16 protein-coding genes and 1 pseudogene are annotated in these 15,709 nt (G+C 61.0%); 10 read left to right on the plus strand and 7 right to left on the minus strand.

The genetic code is table 11. The features are described 5' to 3' along the window. The first annotated feature begins 129 nt into the window (after nucleotides 1–129). Both nrdR and ribD read left to right on the plus strand, forming a co-directional pair. Nucleotides 130–597, plus strand: coding sequence for a transcriptional regulator NrdR (gene nrdR, locus DMZ65_RS06660; protein WP_116598087.1), 468 nt, complete (start codon nucleotides 130–132; stop codon nucleotides 595–597). Beyond that, entirely contained in the window at nucleotides 594–1,700 is a 1,107-nt protein-coding gene (ribD, locus tag DMZ65_RS06665) for a bifunctional diaminohydroxyphosphoribosylaminopyrimidine deaminase/5-amino-6-(5-phosphoribosylamino)uracil reductase RibD (protein WP_269801540.1), read from the plus strand. Before nrdR ends, ribD begins: the two co-directional genes overlap by 4 nt. Nucleotides 1,701–1,775: 75 nt before the next feature. Here ribD and DMZ65_RS06670 read toward each other — a convergent pair. From DMZ65_RS06670 to DMZ65_RS06680, 3 genes and pseudogenes are all read right to left on the minus strand, one after another. Next, a pseudogene (locus tag DMZ65_RS06670) lies at nucleotides 1,776–3,791 on the minus strand (capsule polysaccharide biogenesis protein). A gap of 10 nt (nucleotides 3,792–3,801) precedes the next feature. After that, nucleotides 3,802–4,947 carry a polysaccharide biosynthesis/export family protein gene (locus DMZ65_RS06675; RefSeq protein WP_116598089.1) on the minus strand — a complete coding sequence of 382 codons (1,146 nt, stop codon included), beginning with the start codon at nucleotides 4,945–4,947 and terminating at the stop codon, nucleotides 3,802–3,804. A 96-nt stretch (nucleotides 4,948–5,043) separates the two neighbouring features. After that, a complete protein-coding gene (locus DMZ65_RS06680) occupies nucleotides 5,044–6,354 on the minus strand; it encodes a capsule polysaccharide biogenesis protein (protein ID WP_116598090.1) in 1,311 nt (436 codons plus the stop codon). A 90-nt stretch (nucleotides 6,355–6,444) separates the two neighbouring features. Here DMZ65_RS06680 and DMZ65_RS06685 point away from each other — a divergent pair, with 90 nt between their 5' ends. Next, on the plus strand, nucleotides 6,445–7,032 hold the full coding sequence (locus DMZ65_RS06685; RefSeq protein WP_116598091.1) for a riboflavin synthase: 588 nt from the start codon (nucleotides 6,445–6,447) through the stop codon (nucleotides 7,030–7,032). Between the two features lie 79 nt (nucleotides 7,033–7,111). Here DMZ65_RS06685 and DMZ65_RS06690 read toward each other — a convergent pair whose 3' ends face one another. The 3 genes from DMZ65_RS06690 to DMZ65_RS06705 all read right to left on the minus strand — a co-directional run bounded on the left by DMZ65_RS06690 (nucleotide 7,112) and on the right by DMZ65_RS06705 (nucleotide 9,173). Further along, on the minus strand, nucleotides 7,112–8,170 hold the full coding sequence (locus tag DMZ65_RS06690; RefSeq protein WP_116598092.1) for a YeeE/YedE family protein: 1,059 nt from the start codon (nucleotides 8,168–8,170) through the stop codon (nucleotides 7,112–7,114). A gap of 231 nt (nucleotides 8,171–8,401) precedes the next feature. Beyond that, the gene (locus DMZ65_RS06700) at nucleotides 8,402–8,737 is read right to left on the minus strand and encodes an ArsR/SmtB family transcription factor (RefSeq protein WP_084354212.1); all 336 of its coding nucleotides are present in this window, start codon (nucleotides 8,735–8,737) and stop codon (nucleotides 8,402–8,404) included. A 61-nt stretch (nucleotides 8,738–8,798) separates the two neighbouring features. Next, on the minus strand, nucleotides 8,799–9,173 hold the full coding sequence (locus DMZ65_RS06705) for a thioredoxin domain-containing protein (RefSeq protein ID WP_116598171.1): 375 nt from the start codon (nucleotides 9,171–9,173) through the stop codon (nucleotides 8,799–8,801). 71 nt (nucleotides 9,174–9,244) lie between these two features. Between DMZ65_RS06705 and DMZ65_RS06710 the strand changes: the two genes are divergently transcribed. From DMZ65_RS06710 to soxB, 7 genes are all read left to right on the plus strand, one after another. Then, a complete protein-coding gene (locus DMZ65_RS06710; protein ID WP_116598094.1) occupies nucleotides 9,245–9,982 on the plus strand; it encodes a cytochrome c biogenesis CcdA family protein in 738 nt (245 codons plus the stop codon). A 21-nt stretch (nucleotides 9,983–10,003) separates the two neighbouring features. After that, complete coding sequence (locus tag DMZ65_RS06715) at nucleotides 10,004–10,585, plus strand: thioredoxin family protein (RefSeq protein WP_116598095.1); 582 nt, start codon at nucleotides 10,004–10,006, stop codon at nucleotides 10,583–10,585. A 120-nt stretch (nucleotides 10,586–10,705) separates the two neighbouring features. Further along, the gene (gene soxX / locus DMZ65_RS06720) at nucleotides 10,706–11,185 is read left to right on the plus strand and encodes a sulfur oxidation c-type cytochrome SoxX (RefSeq protein ID WP_116598096.1); all 480 of its coding nucleotides are present in this window, start codon (nucleotides 10,706–10,708) and stop codon (nucleotides 11,183–11,185) included. Between the two features lie 27 nt (nucleotides 11,186–11,212). Then, the gene (gene soxY / locus DMZ65_RS06725; RefSeq protein ID WP_116598097.1) at nucleotides 11,213–11,629 is read left to right on the plus strand and encodes a thiosulfate oxidation carrier protein SoxY; all 417 of its coding nucleotides are present in this window, start codon (nucleotides 11,213–11,215) and stop codon (nucleotides 11,627–11,629) included. An 18-nt stretch (nucleotides 11,630–11,647) separates the two neighbouring features. Beyond that, the gene (gene soxZ / locus DMZ65_RS06730) at nucleotides 11,648–11,977 is read left to right on the plus strand and encodes a thiosulfate oxidation carrier complex protein SoxZ (protein ID WP_084354217.1); all 330 of its coding nucleotides are present in this window, start codon (nucleotides 11,648–11,650) and stop codon (nucleotides 11,975–11,977) included. 59 nt (nucleotides 11,978–12,036) lie between these two features. Further along, entirely contained in the window at nucleotides 12,037–12,888 is an 852-nt protein-coding gene (gene soxA / locus DMZ65_RS06735) for a sulfur oxidation c-type cytochrome SoxA (RefSeq protein WP_116598098.1), read from the plus strand. Nucleotides 12,889–13,004: 116 nt separating this feature from the next. Continuing rightward, entirely contained in the window at nucleotides 13,005–14,702 is a 1,698-nt protein-coding gene (gene soxB, locus DMZ65_RS06740; protein ID WP_116598099.1) for a thiosulfohydrolase SoxB, read from the plus strand. A gap of 373 nt (nucleotides 14,703–15,075) precedes the next feature. Here the strand turns inward: soxB and DMZ65_RS06745 are convergent, their stop codons facing one another. After that, a complete protein-coding gene (locus DMZ65_RS06745; RefSeq protein WP_116598100.1) occupies nucleotides 15,076–15,516 on the minus strand; it encodes a PACE efflux transporter in 441 nt (146 codons plus the stop codon). Nucleotides 15,517–15,709 lie beyond the last annotated feature (193 nt).

Raw genomic sequence — 15,709 nt, forward strand, 5'->3', positions numbered from 1 at the left:
GCTACGTTTTTGCGCTTATCTAGCGTGTGTAAAACACATCTACCCAAACCCTAGCGGCTGTCCTATAGTACTGCCCAAGTGGGCCCATAGACCTACAAACAGAGGCGGATCAACATAGGGGGATGGCCCATGCGCTGCCCGTTTTGCGGAAATATCGACACACAGGTCAAGGATTCACGTCCCGCCGAGGACCATGTCTCGATCCGGCGGCGACGTTTCTGTCCGGCATGTGGCGGCCGTTTTACCACCTATGAACGCGTGCAGCTGCGCGATCTGGTGGTCATCAAGACCAATGGCCGACGCGAAGATTTCGACCGCGACAAGCTGGAGCGCTCGATCCGCATTTCCATGCAGAAACGCCCGGTAGAGCCGGAACGGATCGACCAGATGATCTCTGGCATCGTGCGGCGGCTGGAAAGCATGGGCGAAACCGACATCCCGTCCAAGCAGATCGGCGAGATCGTGATGGAGGCGCTGGCCCGGATCGACACCGTCGCCTATGTGCGCTTTGCCAGCGTTTACAAGAATTTTCAGGCCGCCGATGACTTCGACAAGTTCGTCAGCGAGCTGCGTCCGGACACCGCCCCGGAAAAGTGACAAAGGCTGATACCCGACATATGGCCCACGCGCTGACCCTTGGTCGGCGCGGGCAGGGCAGGTGCTGGCCCAATCCGGCGGTGGGCTGTGTGATCGTGCAGGGTGCCCGCATCGTCGGACGCGGCTGGACGCAACCCGGCGGACGCCCGCATGCCGAAACCGTGGCGCTGGCGCAGGCCGGACAGGCGGCACGCGGGGCCACGGCCTATGTCACGCTGGAACCCTGCGCCCATCACGGACAGACCCCGCCCTGCGCCGAGGCGCTGATTGAGGCCGGAATTGCCCGCGTTGTCGCCCCGTTCGAGGATAACGATCCGCGCGTTTCAGGGCGTGGCTTTGCGATGCTGCGCGCGGCGGGCATCGCCGTCACAACCGGTATTCTGGCAGGTCAGGCCGCCGAGGATCACGCCGGTTTCTTCCGCCGTGTCGAACAGGGGCGGCCCTGGCTGACGTTGAAACTCGCCACCAGTTTTGATGGCCGCATCGCCACCGCCAGCGGCGAAAGCCAGTGGATCACCGGCCCCGATGCCCGGCGTCTGGTGCATGCGCAACGCAGCCAGCATGATGCGGTGATGGTGGGTGGCGGCACCGCGCGCACCGACGATCCGTCGCTCACCGTGCGCGGTCTGGGCGTCGCGCATCAACCCGTGCGGGTCGTGGTGTCGCGCCTGCTCGACCTGCCGCTGATGGGTCAGCTTGCCCGGACCGCTGGCGAGGTACCGCTCTGGATCTGCCATGGCCCGGAAGTCGACGCGGCCCTTCACAAGGCGTGGGAGGGGTTGGGCGCGCGCCTGCTTCGCTGCACGTTGCGTGGCCGACAGGTGGATCCCGCGTCGGTTCTGCAAGCGTTGGGGCAAGCCGGGTTGACCCGCGTCTTTTGCGAAGGCGGCGGAACACTGGCCGCCTCGCTGTTCGAGGCGCGGTTGGTGGATGAGCTGATCGGCTTTACCGCCGGCGTCGTTCTGGGTGCCGAGGGGCGTCCCTCGATCGGGGCGCTAGGGTTGGAACACCTTGCCGATGCGCCGCGGTTTGATCTGGTCGAAACGCGCGCAATCGGCCCGGATGTGATGCATCGCTGGACCCGCCGCACAGCGCCGGAGTAGCCGCACCACTTGCCTGTCCCTGCCGTCACACGCAGGCGCGAAGTCCGCAGTTTGAAGACCCGCCCAGATCCAGATCTATCTCCGCCAAAGATGCGCTTGGCTGGCAAAAAGTCCCTGCAATTTGGACAGGCTTCGGTTGAACGGGCCGGGCCTTGGCACCTGTCCCTTGGCCAGCCGGTCCACGATCACTTCGACCGGACAGGGCAGGCCTGTCACCGGATCGCGGTAGCGCGGATAGGCGATCAATGTGGCATGCACCAGCCCGGCAAGTGTCACCCGTGCCCGGCGCCGACCGGGCACCTCGCCCAGATCGGTCGTCAGCCCCCAGCCTGCGTAAAACGGCGCGCCCAGCGTCACCACCCGGCAGCCGCGCAGCAAGGCCTCGAACCCGGTCAGCGAGGTTAGCGTCCAGACCTCGTCCACTGTCTCAAGCAATCCCGCCATATCGGTGTGAACCAGCACCCTGTCGGCGATCTGACCTGCCTCGGGAATCGTCCCGCTGCGCAGCCCCGCCTCGACATCCGGATGCGGTTTATAAAGCAGAACCGCATCCGGATTGGCCTGTCTGGCCGCCTTCAAGAGCGCCAGATTGGTCCGAACCGCGCCGCATCCGGTCAGGATGGACGCATCATCCTCGACCTGTCCGGGCACAAGTATCCGGTGGCCGGGGGGAAGGTCGGGGCGGCGCTGCGACAGGTTGTATTTCGATAGCCCACCGGCCGTGATCGCGCCGATCAGGCGTTCGGCGCGCAGGATCTGGTCAGCGGGCAGGTCCGGGCTCTGCGCGATCAACTTTTCCAGATCCGAGGCTCTCGACGGATCGTAATAAATGCCTGTCGTGTCGCAGACCAGCGATAGCGGCGGGATCAGCTCTGCCCCCAAACCGCGCGAGCGCAGAAACCCGTCCTCGACCCGCACCGCATTCGATCCGGGCGCGGCCTTACCCGCCCAGACCATATGGCGCAGACCTTTTGATCGGGCGGTTTCCGCCGGGGCGGCATTGTCGAACCGGACCTTCCGCTCATTGCCGAAAAACCGTTGCAACGGCGCGCGTTTCCACAGGCGCATGCCCTCGGCCACCCATCCATGACGGTCGTCGCGAAAGGCCCGCACCTGCGCCTCCAGCGTCTCGACGGCCTGCTCAAATGGGCACAGCCTGTCGCGATACGGGTCGTACCAGCGCGGATAAAGAATCATCGCGGCGGCAAAAAGCTGATCCGGCGTCAGGGGGCGCTGACGCCGCGCAACAGGTCTTTCGTCGTCGCTTTGCCCCCATCCGGCATAAAAGGGCTGGCCGAAAACGCGCGGGCGATGCCCGGCAAGGATCGCCTCAAACCCCAGTTGCGACGACAGCGTGTAGACCGCAGCGGCCCCCTGCAACAGCGCCCAGGGCGAGATCGCTTGATCCTGCAAGGTCACGTTGCCACCCGCATCCTCTGGCCGGAAATAGCCCGACCGGTGGCCCGCCTGCGTTTCGGGATGGGTCTTCAGCAAGATGCGCCGCGCCGGATGTTCTGCCCGCGCGGCGGCCAGCATCGCGCGAAACCGCGCCGCATCGCCGTTGCTGGCTGTGACCGAGGCGTCGCCGCGTGTCTGGTCAATAACCAGCACATAACCCGGCTCCGGCGTGGGCAGGTCGGGATCAAAACTGTTGTATTTGCTCAGATCGGCTGTCTGAAGGCGCGCCATGCCCGTCCGGGCCCGCGCCAACAGCGCAGGATCGTCAAGCGGGTGCTCCAAAAGCAGTTTTTCCAGATCGCTGGGCTGGCTGGCGTCAAAATGCACGCCCGAGTGGTCGATCTACAGGCCAAGCGGTGGATCACCATCGCGCCCGGTGCGGACAGAGCGCAGAAACGCGTCCTCGACCCGGACCAGCGACGCCCCGCGACGTTGCGCAATCGCCTCGCCCCGATGGGCCGTCGGGCTACGGCCCCAGACCCCGATCAGGTCATCCGGCCCCGGCAGACCCAGCGAGACGCGATAACCGGACAGCGCCAGAATACGCCGGACACGGCCTTGGGTCAGAAAACCGCCATTATAGACGTAGAAACGCCGGGAAGATGGCTTCCCGGCGGTTTCGTTCCGATGCATGTCGCGCCCGTTAACCGCCCGTCAACGCCGTGGCGGCGGTATCTGCCGTTGTAATCGACGTCAGCGAACCGGTCAGCGCCGCCACGACCTTGTTCCATTGCGTGAAAGGGGCCTCGGTCACATATAGCGTGTCGCCGTCGCGAATGGTGAAATCGCGGGCGGTGAAAATGCCGTTGGGCTGGGTCAGATCCAGCACATAGACCATGCGCTGATCGCCTTGCAGGTCATTGCGGCCCAGAACCTGATTGGCGATGCTTGCAGATTCGTCGCGCATCACGAACACCCCGGTCGGGTCCGACGCAGAGGGCGTCAGGCCGCCGACCTGCGCAATCGCCTCGATCGCGGTAAGCGACTGATGTTCAAACTTCATGCGGGCCTGTTGGCCGGTCGCACCCAGCGCGGTAAAGGCGCGGCTGTCCTGTTCGATCACGATGCGGTCGCCACCGCGCAACGCGATGTCCATCTGGGGATTCTCGTACAGATCCTTGAACCAGATCTTGCCGGTCTGGCCGCCCCGCAGCACACGGACCTGGGCAACTTCGGGATCGATTGTCACGCCGCCAGCACGGGCCAGCATCGCCGAAAGCGTGCGGGTCGGGCGTTCGATCGGATAGACACCCTGACCGCCCACGGCACCCATCAGGCTGACAGCCGCCCCGTCCCCGGCCAAGCGGCGCACCTGCACCTGCGGATCGGGGGTCTGGTCGGCCAGCTTGTTGGTGATGATACGGCGAATCGCCTCGGGCGTGTTGCCCGCCGCCTTGATGCGTCCTGCATAGGGCACGAAAACAAAACCGTTGCCATCGACCTGCACCTCTTCCAGCACGGTCGCGTTCAGACCTTCGTTGGACAGAAGCCCGACATCGACGTTTTCCCAGACCGTCAGACCCAGCGTATCACCGGCGCGAATCGTGTCGCTGCCCAAGGCTGCCGCATGCCGGAAGCTGTCGGAAAACCCGAAGGATGGCACGACGGCAATGGCGCGGGTGACATGATCATCGACGGCAACGACAAAGGCATCGCCGTCCTTCTGGACCGATCCGGCGTAGATTTCGCGCTTGTTCGGGCCGACACGCGGAAGGCCGCAAGACGCGAGAATCGACACGACGGCCAGAAGAGCCACGGATTTTGTCCAGCGGGTTGCGGTTGATTTCACTGTCTGGCTTCCTCGGACTATTCTTGTTCTGCCTCGGCTGTCCGCCGGAAGCTACCGGAAACCAATCCATATTGCCAGCGCAGGCGTTACCCGTGGTCAGGTCACCAGCCGCAACTGTTGCCGCGGTGCCGCGGTGCCCGACAGCAGCGCATCATAGGGATCCTCGCGGGACAGCATCATGTCGACCACATGCCGCAGCAACTGTCTGCGCCCGCGCGCCGAATAGAACCCCCCGGCCACCTGACTGGTTTCCAGAAGATAACGCCGATAATCCTTGTAGGCGCGCCGGTCCGGGCGCGAGGCACCCGCGAAGAAATCCCTCAAGGATTGGTCCGAGACGAATTCCGGTTGGTTGTAAACAGCTTTTCCAAACACTTTGAGCGGCAATCCCCGCCACAGCACCTGTTGCGCGGCGGTCGAATTGATGGTGACGGCACTGCGCGCCTCTTGCAGCATCTGTGCCAGCTTGCCACCATGGACATAGTGAATGCGACCGCTGATCCCGTGCCGCGATGCCAGTTGGGTAATGACCTTGCGGAACGGGACGCGGCCATCGTCCAGCGGATGTGCCTTGACCACCAGATGATGATGCTTTGGCGCGCCGTCGGCGAATCCGCTGATCACCAGTTCCAGAAACTCGCTCATCGAGGTGAAGGGCGAATGCTGCTGAAAGCTGGAATCATGTTCCAGTTGCAAAAGCGCCAGATGGTAGGGGTAGCCGCCATGCCGGATGCGCGCGGTGGCAATTCGTCGTCGTGCCGCGATCGCGGGCATCAGCAGAAGCTGTTTGAGATGCAGACGAAATTCCTGACCCACGGACAGTTTGCGATGCGGCTCAAAGTTCTTGTATTTGCCGTTCCGGAACATGACAAACCAGTGATACAGCGCACCGTACAGGACATGTGCGCGCATATCGCCCCAATGGGACGGGGGCAGGGGGGATTCCATATCGGACCGGCGCAGCGCCTCGACCATTTGCGGCACAGTCATGTCCATCAGGCGCGAATTGCCATTGGAACCGTTTCGTTCATAGGTCACCCACCAAGGGCGCAGATAGCCTTCTTCGAAGATGTGGACGGTCAGTCCGCGGCGACGCGCCTCTTTCACCGCGAGGGCGTGTACCGGGCGCGTATCGCCGTAAAGCACGATGTCGGTGACGGATTTGTCATCCACCAGCCCGCCAAACCGATCTGGCCATTCTGCGACAGTGCCGATGTAGGGGATGTAGCTTTGCGGATCGGTCCAGTAGGCTTGATCGCCTGCGTTGAAACCGACACGCCAGACATCTGCCTCCGCGTGGTGCAGCATCACGCCCAGCCGGTTGAAAAATGGCCCATGTGGTCCCTGAAGAAACAGGAACACGCGCCTATCTGGAGACTCGTTGCTCAACTTGTTCAAATACCTCATACAAAGGCTACATATACACAGCTACAGTCTTGCGGATGACTATGACCGATCAAGAAGCTTCGGTCAAATTAACAGAATGGGGAAAAGATTGTGTTTACGGGCATAATTACGGATGTGGGCGAAATCCTTCAGTTAGAGCAGCGCGGCGATCTGCGCGCCCGGATCGGCACGTCCTATGACACGAGCGGCGTCGACATCGGGGCGTCCATCGCCTGTGACGGTGTTTGCCTCACCGTGATCGATCTGGGCGATAACTGGTTCGACGTCGAAATCAGCACCGAAAGCGTGTCCAGGACCAATCTGGATACATGGGCCAAAGGGCGTGGCGTCAATCTTGAACGGGCGCTCAAGGTCGGCGACGAACTGGGCGGTCACATCGTCTCGGGCCATGTCGATGGCGTGGCCGAGGTGATCTCGGTCCGGGATGAAGGCGACAGCACGCGCGTTGTCTTGCGCGCCCCGGTTTCGTTGTCGCGGTTCATCGCGCCGAAAGGATCCGTGGCGCTGAACGGCACATCGCTGACCGTGAACGAGGTCGACGGCGCGGAATTCGGCATCAACTTCATCCCGCATACCAAAGAGGTCACGACATGGGGTCGGGTGGCCGTCGGGGACCGTGTGAACCTCGAAATCGACACGCTGGCGCGCTACGTCGCGCGTCTGGCAGAGACGGGGTAATCGCCACATACCGAGCGTCCGGGGCATTTGTACAATTCCAGCGTACAAATGCCCCCTTTTGCCCCATTCTTCTCGGGCGTCACTCTGCCGGCTGAAAGCCTTCGATCAGTTGCCGCAGGCCAAAGGCCGCGCCCGCAAAGATCGCGGCAAAGGTCACGGGCGCTGAAATCGCCAGCACCGAAAACGCGGTGATGCCCTGACCAACCGTGCAGCCAAGCGCGATCACTGCGCCCGCGCCCATGATGGTCGCCCCCAAAATCTGCCGCCGCAATTCGCGCGGATCTTCGCAGGCTTCCCAGCGGAAATGCCCCTTGAGAAGCGAGCCGATGAACGCCCCGGCCCAAACGCCCGCAACCGATCCGACGGCAAAGGAAACAGGCCGCGCGCTGCCGGTCATGGCAAACAGAATGCTTTCGCCCATCGGTGCCGAGAAACTATGCGAGACCACGGGCAAGCCTGCAAAGCCGCGCGCCGCAACCCAGCCCGTTCCCGCCCAGCCAGTGATCACCGCGACCCCGACCACGACGGCCCAGAATATGGCCGCCGGTTCGCGCCACAGGGCGCGGCTGCTCAACGAAGCGGCCAACACGGCTAACCCGATGGCAAGGCCCCAGAAAATAACAGAAATTCCAGATGCGCCCGCCAGCATATGCGCGATGCCCGGTGCTCCCTCATCGGTCACAGGCGTCGGCGGGAACAGCGCCGCACGCAAGGGCGCAAGTGGGCCGCTCAACACCACATAAGCCGAAACACCCATCACCAGCACGATAACAAAACTGCGCAGATCGCCGCCGCCCAGACGTGCAATCGCGCCGTAGCCGCAATTGCCCGACAGCGCCATGCCATAGCCAAACATCAGCCCACCGATGATCGAGGCCGCAGGCATCCAGCGCAATGACAGGTACAATGTCTCTCCCGCAGGCAAGACACCGCTGCCAATCAAGACGAAACTGCCAAGGATCGCCGTGCCAATAGCCGCCCCCCACATCCGCAACCGGAGGTCCGAGCCGCCGTAAAGCCAGTCTTCAATGGCCCCCAGGGTACAGAACCGGCCCAACCGCGCCGCCAAGCCCAGCAGAACCCCGCCACCAAGGCCGATCAGCGCGACCAGATGGGCCTCTGTCATAATGTCGAGCATCTTGCGGAACCTCTTCCTGTCCACACGACCGGGTAAAAGCCTGTCCTCATATTACCGACAAAGTGTTGTCCTGCCGATCAAACGCCATAAGCCCGTCCCTAAGCCTCTGTTTCCCCTTCTTCTTCTTGGCCAAAATACTCCGGGGAGCGCGAGGGGCTGGCCCCTCGCTCCGATCCTCGCCGCGTAACCGACCCTCTGACGCATTCTCCGCCAATTCGGCTGCAAACCGCATCAATCCTCCGCGCAGAACAACTCGTAAACCCGCTCCAGCATCAGGCGCGGACGGTCATCCGCCAAACGGTAGTAGATTGCCTTGCCATCGCGGCGGGGCACGACCAGACCTTCCAGTCGCAACCGCGACAGCTGTTGCGACACGGCGGCCTGGCGCGCCGACAACAGGTCTTCCAGTTCGGTCACCGATTTCTCACCAGAGACCAGATGGCACAGGATCATAAGCCGACCCTCATGGCTGATCGCCTTCAGAAAGGCCGATGCCGCAGTGGCATTTTCAACGATCTTGTCAAGTTCGCCTTCCGACATGTCGGGGCTAAGTACCGGCAGGGGCATCACTAATGTCCTCGTCGATGGGTTGCAGGGGCTACGCGACCTTGAAGAAAATCCTGTGGTCTCAAGAGCCTGCCCCGTAACGTGTGGTGTCGGTCAATAGCTTCTCCAGCAAAGCCCAGAAAAACTCTTCTCCGGGATAGCCTTCGATCCGGCCGAGTTCACGCCCGTCATCGACAAGGATGAAGGTTGGGGTGAAGCTGACGGGCCGGGCAAACCGTACACCCTCGGGCGGATCCTCGTACAGATCCACGCGCAGAAGCGGCGCAAACGCTCCTGCGTCGGTTTTGGGATAGATCGGCGCGATGACTTCGTTCCAGGCTTCGCACCAATGACAGCCGTCACGTTCCACCATGACAAGCTGCGGGGCGGCACCTGCCGACAGGGCAGCCCCGAAAAATACCGCGCATGCGGCAAGAAGATTTCTGATCTGTGCCATCAGGACCGCATTGACGAAACCATAATCCACAACTTAATTTGAATATGTGAATTATTCAAGGAGCGCCACGCGTGTTCGACATATCCTATCTGGGCGCGGCGTTGGCGGGGTTGCTCAGTTTCTTTACCCCCTGCATCCTGCCGATGGTGCCATTTTACCTGTGCTATATGGCGGGCATCTCGATGAACGAGCTGCGCGAGGATGGCGCGGTGGCGCATGGCGCGCAGTCCCGGCTGGTGCTGTCCTCGGTCGCTTTCGCATTGGGCGTGACCTCGATCTTCGTGTTGCTGGGTATGGGTGCCACGGTGGTGGGGCAGGCTTTCGCACAGTGGAAGCAACCGCTCAGCTATGTCGCGGCGGCCGTACTGTTTGTCTTCGGCCTGCATTTTCTGGGTGTGATCCGCATCGGGCTGCTCTACCGCGAGGCCCGGATCGAAAGCACGGCAGAGCCGACAACGGTGCTTGGCGCTTATGTGATGGGGCTGGCTTTCGGGTTTGGTTGGACGCCCTGTGTCGGCCCGGCGTTGGCCTCTATCCTGATGATCGCAAGTGGGATGGGCGACATCTGGCGCGGCGGGCTGTTGTTGCTGGTCTATGGGCTGGCGATGACGGCACCTTTCATCATTGCGGCGCTTTTCGCCCGGCCTTTCCTGGCCTGGGCGGCGCGAAACCGCAAATATCTTGGATATGTAGAAAAAGTGATGGGGGCGATGCTCATCCTCTTTGCTATCCTGATCGCAACGGACACGGTAAGCGTCATTGGCAACTGGATGCTGGCGACGTTTCCGTCCTTCGGCTCACTCGGCTGAAACTATCTGGGAGGATATGACATGAAACGACTTCTAGGCGCAGTGCTGCTGATCTGCGGGCTTGCCACCGCGGGTGCCGCGTTGGAAATGGGTGATGACGGGCTGTATGATGAGCCCTTCATTCGCGACACGTTCAAGGATATGCGCGAGGATCTGGCCGAGGCCAATGCCGAAGGCAAGCGCATGGTCATCTTCTTTGAGCAGCGTGGCTGCATCTACTGTCACAAGATGCATGAAGAGATCTATTCGCTTGACGACGTGCGCGCCTTCATCGACGAGAATTTCTATGTCGTACAGCTGAACCTGCACAGCGACACGGAAATGACCGATTTCGACGGCGAGGTGATGTCCGAAAAGGCGGTGGCGCGGAAATGGGGGATTCTGTTCACGCCCACCGTCCTGTTTCTGCCGGAAGATGTGCCAGAAGGTGCAAGCGCACCCCAGGCGGCAGTGGCGATGATGCCGGGTGCCTTTGCGCGTGGCACGACGATGGATATGTATACTTGGGTTCTGGAGAAAAGATACCTGCTTGATAACGATGAGGATTTTCAGCGGTATCACGCCCGGATGATCCGGGAAAGAAACGACGGCAGGACCGACTGATCCACGCGACGACGATGCAGTCATTCACTTTTGTGAATTTGTTGTTGCGTCGGGTGCGTACAGTGGCATACGGTATGCATAGCTATCCGCGAGGACAGAACAGATAGCATGGGAGGACACATGAAGATCACGATGATCGCACTGGCGGCGGTGATGGCAGCAGGGGCGGCGCAAGCCGACGATGTTGCGCCCGGAGACGTAAAGTTTGACGAATATGGTGCCGTTGCAGCGTCGCTCAGCGGCGCGGACGGTGATCCGGAGAATGGCATCAAGATCATGACATCGCGTGCCAAAGGCAACTGCATCGCCTGCCACGAGGTGACAGCGCTGCAGGATACGCCCTTCCATGGAGAAGTCGGACCGGTTCTGGACGGTATCGGCGATTACCGCAGTGCAGAAGAGCTGCGCGGCATCGTCGCCAACGCAAAAATGACCTTCGAGGGGTCGGTAATGCCCGCATTCTACAAGACCAGCGGCTTTATCCGTCCCGGCAATGCCTATACCGGCAAGGCCGCAAAGGAAGAAGACCTGACGCCGATCTTGTCGGCGCAGGAGATCGAAGACGTCGTGGCCTATCTGCTGACCCTGAAGGAAAGCTGACCGCGCCGCGGCAATGAGGAGAGAAAAATGCACTTCACACGACGTGAAACGCTGGCAATGGGGGCCGGAGCGGCCCTGCTGACGGTTCTGCCGTTCCGCGCCAATGCTGCCGTGGACGACCTGATTGCGGAATTCACCGGCGGGGCAGAGCTTGCCGATGCCGGGGTCGACCTGACGGCACCCGAGATCGCGGAAAACGGCAACACGGTTCCGATCGAGGTATCGGCCCCCGGTGCCACAGCCATCATGGTGCTGGCAGCAGGCAACCCGACGCCCCCCGTGGCAACGTTCAATTTCGGCCATTTGGCGGCGTCGCAATCCGCCAGCACCCGCATCCGACTGGCCGGAACGCAGGACGTGATCGCGGTTGCCCAGCTGGCCGATGGCAGCTTTGCCCGCGAGTCCAAGACCGTAAAAGTGACCATCGGCGGCTGCGGCGGCTGATCAGAGGAGTACGAGACTATGGCATCCGGAGTTAAACCCCGCGTCAAGGTTCCCGGCAAGGCATCGGCAGGCGAAGCGGTCACCATCAAGACCCTTATCAGCCACCCGATGGAGTCGGGCCAGCGCAAGGACAGCAGCGGCAACACCATTCCGCGGTCGATCATCAACCGATTCACCTGCGACTTCAACGGTGAGAACGTGGTCGATGTCACGATGGAACCGGCGATTTCCACCAACCCCTATTTCCAGTTCGAGGCGACCGTGCCCGAGACCGGTGATTTCAAATTCACCTGGTATGACGATGACGGATCCGTCTACGAGGAAACCAAAAGCGTTACCGTCGCCTGATTTGGCGATCGCCCTGTCCGGACATCCGGGCGGGGCGCAATAACGGGAGGGAATAACAAATGAAATTCAAGGCAATGACGGCAATCGCCGGACTGCTGATCGCGGCGGGCCCGATGGCATTCGCTGGCGGTGCCGACGATGACACGCTGATCATCAATGGCGAGATCGAGATGATCTCCAAGACGGCCGCGCCCGCGCATCTGGACGGTGTTTTCGACGAGATTGTTTCAGGCTGGCATTTCCGCACCGACGAGACACAGGCGCTGGAAACCGACGATTTCGACAATCCGGCAATGCTGTTCGTGGATCAGGCCATCGACGCCTATGACGTGGTCGAAGGCGAGGCGGGCGAAAGCTGTGCGTCTTGTCACGAAGGCGTCGAGAACTTCGCTGGTCTGTCCGCTGCAATGCCCAAAGTCGATGCCGACGGCAAGTTGGTGGTCATGGAAGACCTGATCAACGAATGCCGGACAGAGCGGATGCAGGCGGACGAATGGAAATGGTCCGGCAACGACATGCAGTCGATGGTCGCTCTGATCTCGCTTCAGTCGCGTGGCATGCCGATGGACGTTGCAATCGACGGTGCCGCCGCCCCCTATTGGGAGCAGGGCAAGGAAATGTACTACACGCGCTACGGCCAGCTTGAACTGTCCTGTGCCAACTGCCACGAGCAGAATTATGGCAATTACATCCGCGCCGATCACCTGAGCCAGGGCCAGACCAATGGTTTTCCGACATACCGTCTGAAACAGGCCAAGCTGATCTCCAAGCACAACCGTTTCCGTGGCTGCATTCGCGACACCCGCGCCGAGACTTTTGCCGAAGGCTCTGACGAGTTCCGCGCGCTGGAACTGTATGTCGCCTCGCGCGGCAACGGTCTTTCGGTCGAAACCCCGGCGGTTCGCCAGTAATCCAGATAGGCCCGCGCCGGATTTTCCCGTCGCGGGTTTCGTTTCCTAATGCTATTCACACATGCGAATGTGATGCCGATTTGAATGCCCCCGTCTGACAACAGGAATCCCCTCTCATGATCTCCCGCCGCGATTTTCTTCAGGTCTCCATGGCTGCGTCCGCCCTTGTCGGGGCAAGTGGTTTCGGCAATTGGGGGCGCCTTGCCGCGCAGCAGGCGCTGACGCAGGACCAGCTCTTGCAGTTTGACACGTTCGGGAATGTCTCGCTGATCCATATCACCGACATCCACGCGCAGATGAAGCCGATCTTTTTCCGCGAGCCGGAGATCAATCTGGGCGTTGGCGAGAATAAGGGCGAGGTGCCACATGTCACCGGTGCCGACTTCCGCCGCCTTTACGGGATCGAGGATGGATCGCCGTCGCATTACGCGCTGACTTACAATGATTTTTCGTCGCTGGCGAAGGGCTATGGCAAGGTCGGCGGGCTGGACCGCGTGGCGACCGTGGTCAATGCGATCCGGGCCGACCGACCTGACGCGATCCTGCTGGATGGCGGCGACACCTGGCATGGGTCCTACACCTGCCTGAAAACCCAAGGCCAGGACATGGTCAACGTGATGAACGCGCTGAAACCGGACGCGATGACCTTTCATTGGGAATTCACGCTGGGGTCCGAGCGGGTGAACGAGATCGTCGAGGGGTTGCCCTTCGCGGCACTTGGCCAGAACATTTTCGACTCCGAATGGGATGAACCGGCAGAGTTGTTCAAGCCCTACAAGTTCTTTGAACGTGGGGGCGTGAAGGTGGCGGTGATCGGTCAGGCCTTCCCTTACATGCCGATTGCCAATCCCGGCTGGATGTTCCCCGAATACAGCTTTGGCATCCGCGACGAGCATATGCAGGAAATGGTCGACGAGGTGCGCGGGATGGGCGCAGAGCTTGTCGTCTGCCTGTCCCATAACGGATTTGACGTGGACAAGAAGATGGCGGGGATCGTCAAAGGCATAGATGTGATCCTGTCCGGCCATACCCATGATGCGCTGCCAGAGCCTGTGCTGGTGGGCGAGACGATCATTGTTGCCTCCGGCTCTAACGGGAAGTTCGTGTCGCGCGTCGATCTGGATGTGCGCGACGGTCGGATGATGGGGTTCCGCCACAAGCTGATCCCGATCTTCTCGGATGTGATCGCGCCGGACGCGCAGATGACAGCTTTGATCGACGAGCAGCGCGCACCCTTCAAGGCCGATCTGGAAGAGGTGATCGGCCAGACGGATTCGCTGTTGTACCGCCGGGGCAACTTCAACGGCTCTTGGGATGATCTGATCTGCGATGCGCTGCTGTCGGAACGCGAGGCGGATATTGCCATGTCGCCGGGCGTCCGCTGGGGGCCCTCAATCCTGCCGGGGCAGGACATCACGCGCGAGGACATCTACAACGTGACCTCAATGACCTATGGCAAAGCCTACAGGTCCGAGATGACGGGCGAATTCATCAAAGTGATCCTGGAAGACGTGGCTGACAATATCTTCAATCCTGACCCGTATTATCAGCAGGGCGGCGATATGGTGCGGATTGGCGGTATGGCCTACCGCATCGACATCACCAAACCGCAGGGCGCGCGGATTTCGGACATGACATTGATCAAATCCGGCGAGACGATTGATCCTGCAAAGAATTACGTCGTCGCGGGATGGGCAAGCGTCAACGAGGACACGGAAGGCCCACAGATCTGGGATGTGGTCGAAAGCCATATCCGCACAGAAGGTACAATTCGGCTGGAGCCCAATACATCCGTCGAAGTGGTGGGCGCATGATCTTGAACGCGCATGCGTCGCAATACCGGCCAGCGCGGCGGCGGTTTATCCGGGAGCGGGGTCCGCGTTAACCCATTGCAATCCGCGCGTTTGAAGGGCGCGGCTGATATGCTGGGCAAAGTATGATCCACGCGGCTGATATGCTGGGCAAAGTATGATCCATAGGTCGCGAAACGCGCGTGGGCCGGCCAGCAGAACGCGGATGTCCACAGGTCGGACATCCGGTAAAGACCGGGTTCCGCGACAACTGTGCGCTGAAACGACTTGGGGGGCTGCGAGGAATAGGGATGACCATCGGGCATCGCGCAAACTGCCTTTGTTTCGGCCTCAGCGCGTCAGGCTAACCTGAAAATCATAGGCTGGCGGGACCTTGTCAAGAAACGGAGGGCTGCGTTTCTGACCATTCCGGAAGCGGAAAAAGGCGGTCGTAGGCCCAGTTGAAGACAAACGTATAGACCAGATAGAATATCGCGAAGGACAGATCCATCACGAAGGCTTCCCACAGGCCGATCTGGAGGTACCAGGCAAAGAAGGGCAGCAAAAGCGCCAGCATGCCTGTCTCGAATATCAATGCGTGCACGATACGGGCAGGCAGCGTTTTCAACGTGGTGCCGGTCAGCCGGTTGAGGATGATGTCAAAGGTCAGATTGTAGGCATAATTCCATAATGTCGCGACCGTGGCGCCGACAAGGGCCACGACCCCCACATCAGAGATCGGCTTGTCAAAGACCAGGGCCCCAAGTGGTGTGACAATGGCCAGCGCGATGATTTCAAAGCTGAGTGCGTGACGGATGCGGTCTGCTGTCTTGCGCATGCTATCCTCCGTTTACTGATCCGGGCCGTCCCGGGTTCTGTCCCAACATGGGGGGAGGTCGTCCTCGCTTCTGCCTGAGCTAGGACATTTGACTGTTCCGTTCAAGTCCCGGCGCAAAAAAACCAGGCTGAACGGGCGGCGGTGGTAGACACACATAAAGTAATTCATTAACATGAATGTGATTATATGAGTG

The sequence above is a fragment of the Primorskyibacter marinus genome, assembly GCF_003313245.1.
GTDB classification, from domain to species: domain Bacteria; phylum Pseudomonadota; class Alphaproteobacteria; order Rhodobacterales; family Rhodobacteraceae; genus Primorskyibacter; species Primorskyibacter marinus.

What these genes read in the sequence shown, in the direction of transcription:
- DMZ65_RS06690 (WP_116598092.1), bottom strand. Translation starts at nt 8,170, where the DNA reads ATGCTCGACATTATGACAGAGGCCCATCTGGTCGCGCTGATCGGCCTT.
- soxA (WP_116598098.1), top strand. Translation starts at nt 12,037, where the DNA reads ATGAAATTCAAGGCAATGACGGCAATCGCCGGACTGCTGATCGCGGCG.
- soxX (WP_116598096.1), top strand. Translation starts at nt 10,706, where the DNA reads ATGAAGATCACGATGATCGCACTGGCGGCGGTGATGGCAGCAGGGGCG.
- nrdR (WP_116598087.1), top strand. Translation starts at nt 130, where the DNA reads ATGCGCTGCCCGTTTTGCGGAAATATCGACACACAGGTCAAGGATTCA.
- DMZ65_RS06745 (WP_116598100.1), bottom strand. Translation starts at nt 15,516, where the DNA reads ATGCGCAAGACAGCAGACCGCATCCGTCACGCACTCAGCTTTGAAATC.
- DMZ65_RS06705 (WP_116598171.1), bottom strand. Translation starts at nt 9,173, where the DNA reads ATGGCACAGATCAGAAATCTTCTTGCCGCATGCGCGGTATTTTTCGGG.
- DMZ65_RS06715 (WP_116598095.1), top strand. Translation starts at nt 10,004, where the DNA reads ATGAAACGACTTCTAGGCGCAGTGCTGCTGATCTGCGGGCTTGCCACC.
- soxY (WP_116598097.1), top strand. Translation starts at nt 11,213, where the DNA reads ATGCACTTCACACGACGTGAAACGCTGGCAATGGGGGCCGGAGCGGCC.
- DMZ65_RS06700 (WP_084354212.1), bottom strand. Translation starts at nt 8,737, where the DNA reads ATGCCCCTGCCGGTACTTAGCCCCGACATGTCGGAAGGCGAACTTGAC.
- soxZ (WP_084354217.1), top strand. Translation starts at nt 11,648, where the DNA reads ATGGCATCCGGAGTTAAACCCCGCGTCAAGGTTCCCGGCAAGGCATCG.
- soxB (WP_116598099.1), top strand. Translation starts at nt 13,005, where the DNA reads ATGATCTCCCGCCGCGATTTTCTTCAGGTCTCCATGGCTGCGTCCGCC.
- DMZ65_RS06680 (WP_116598090.1), bottom strand. Translation starts at nt 6,354, where the DNA reads ATGAGGTATTTGAACAAGTTGAGCAACGAGTCTCCAGATAGGCGCGTG.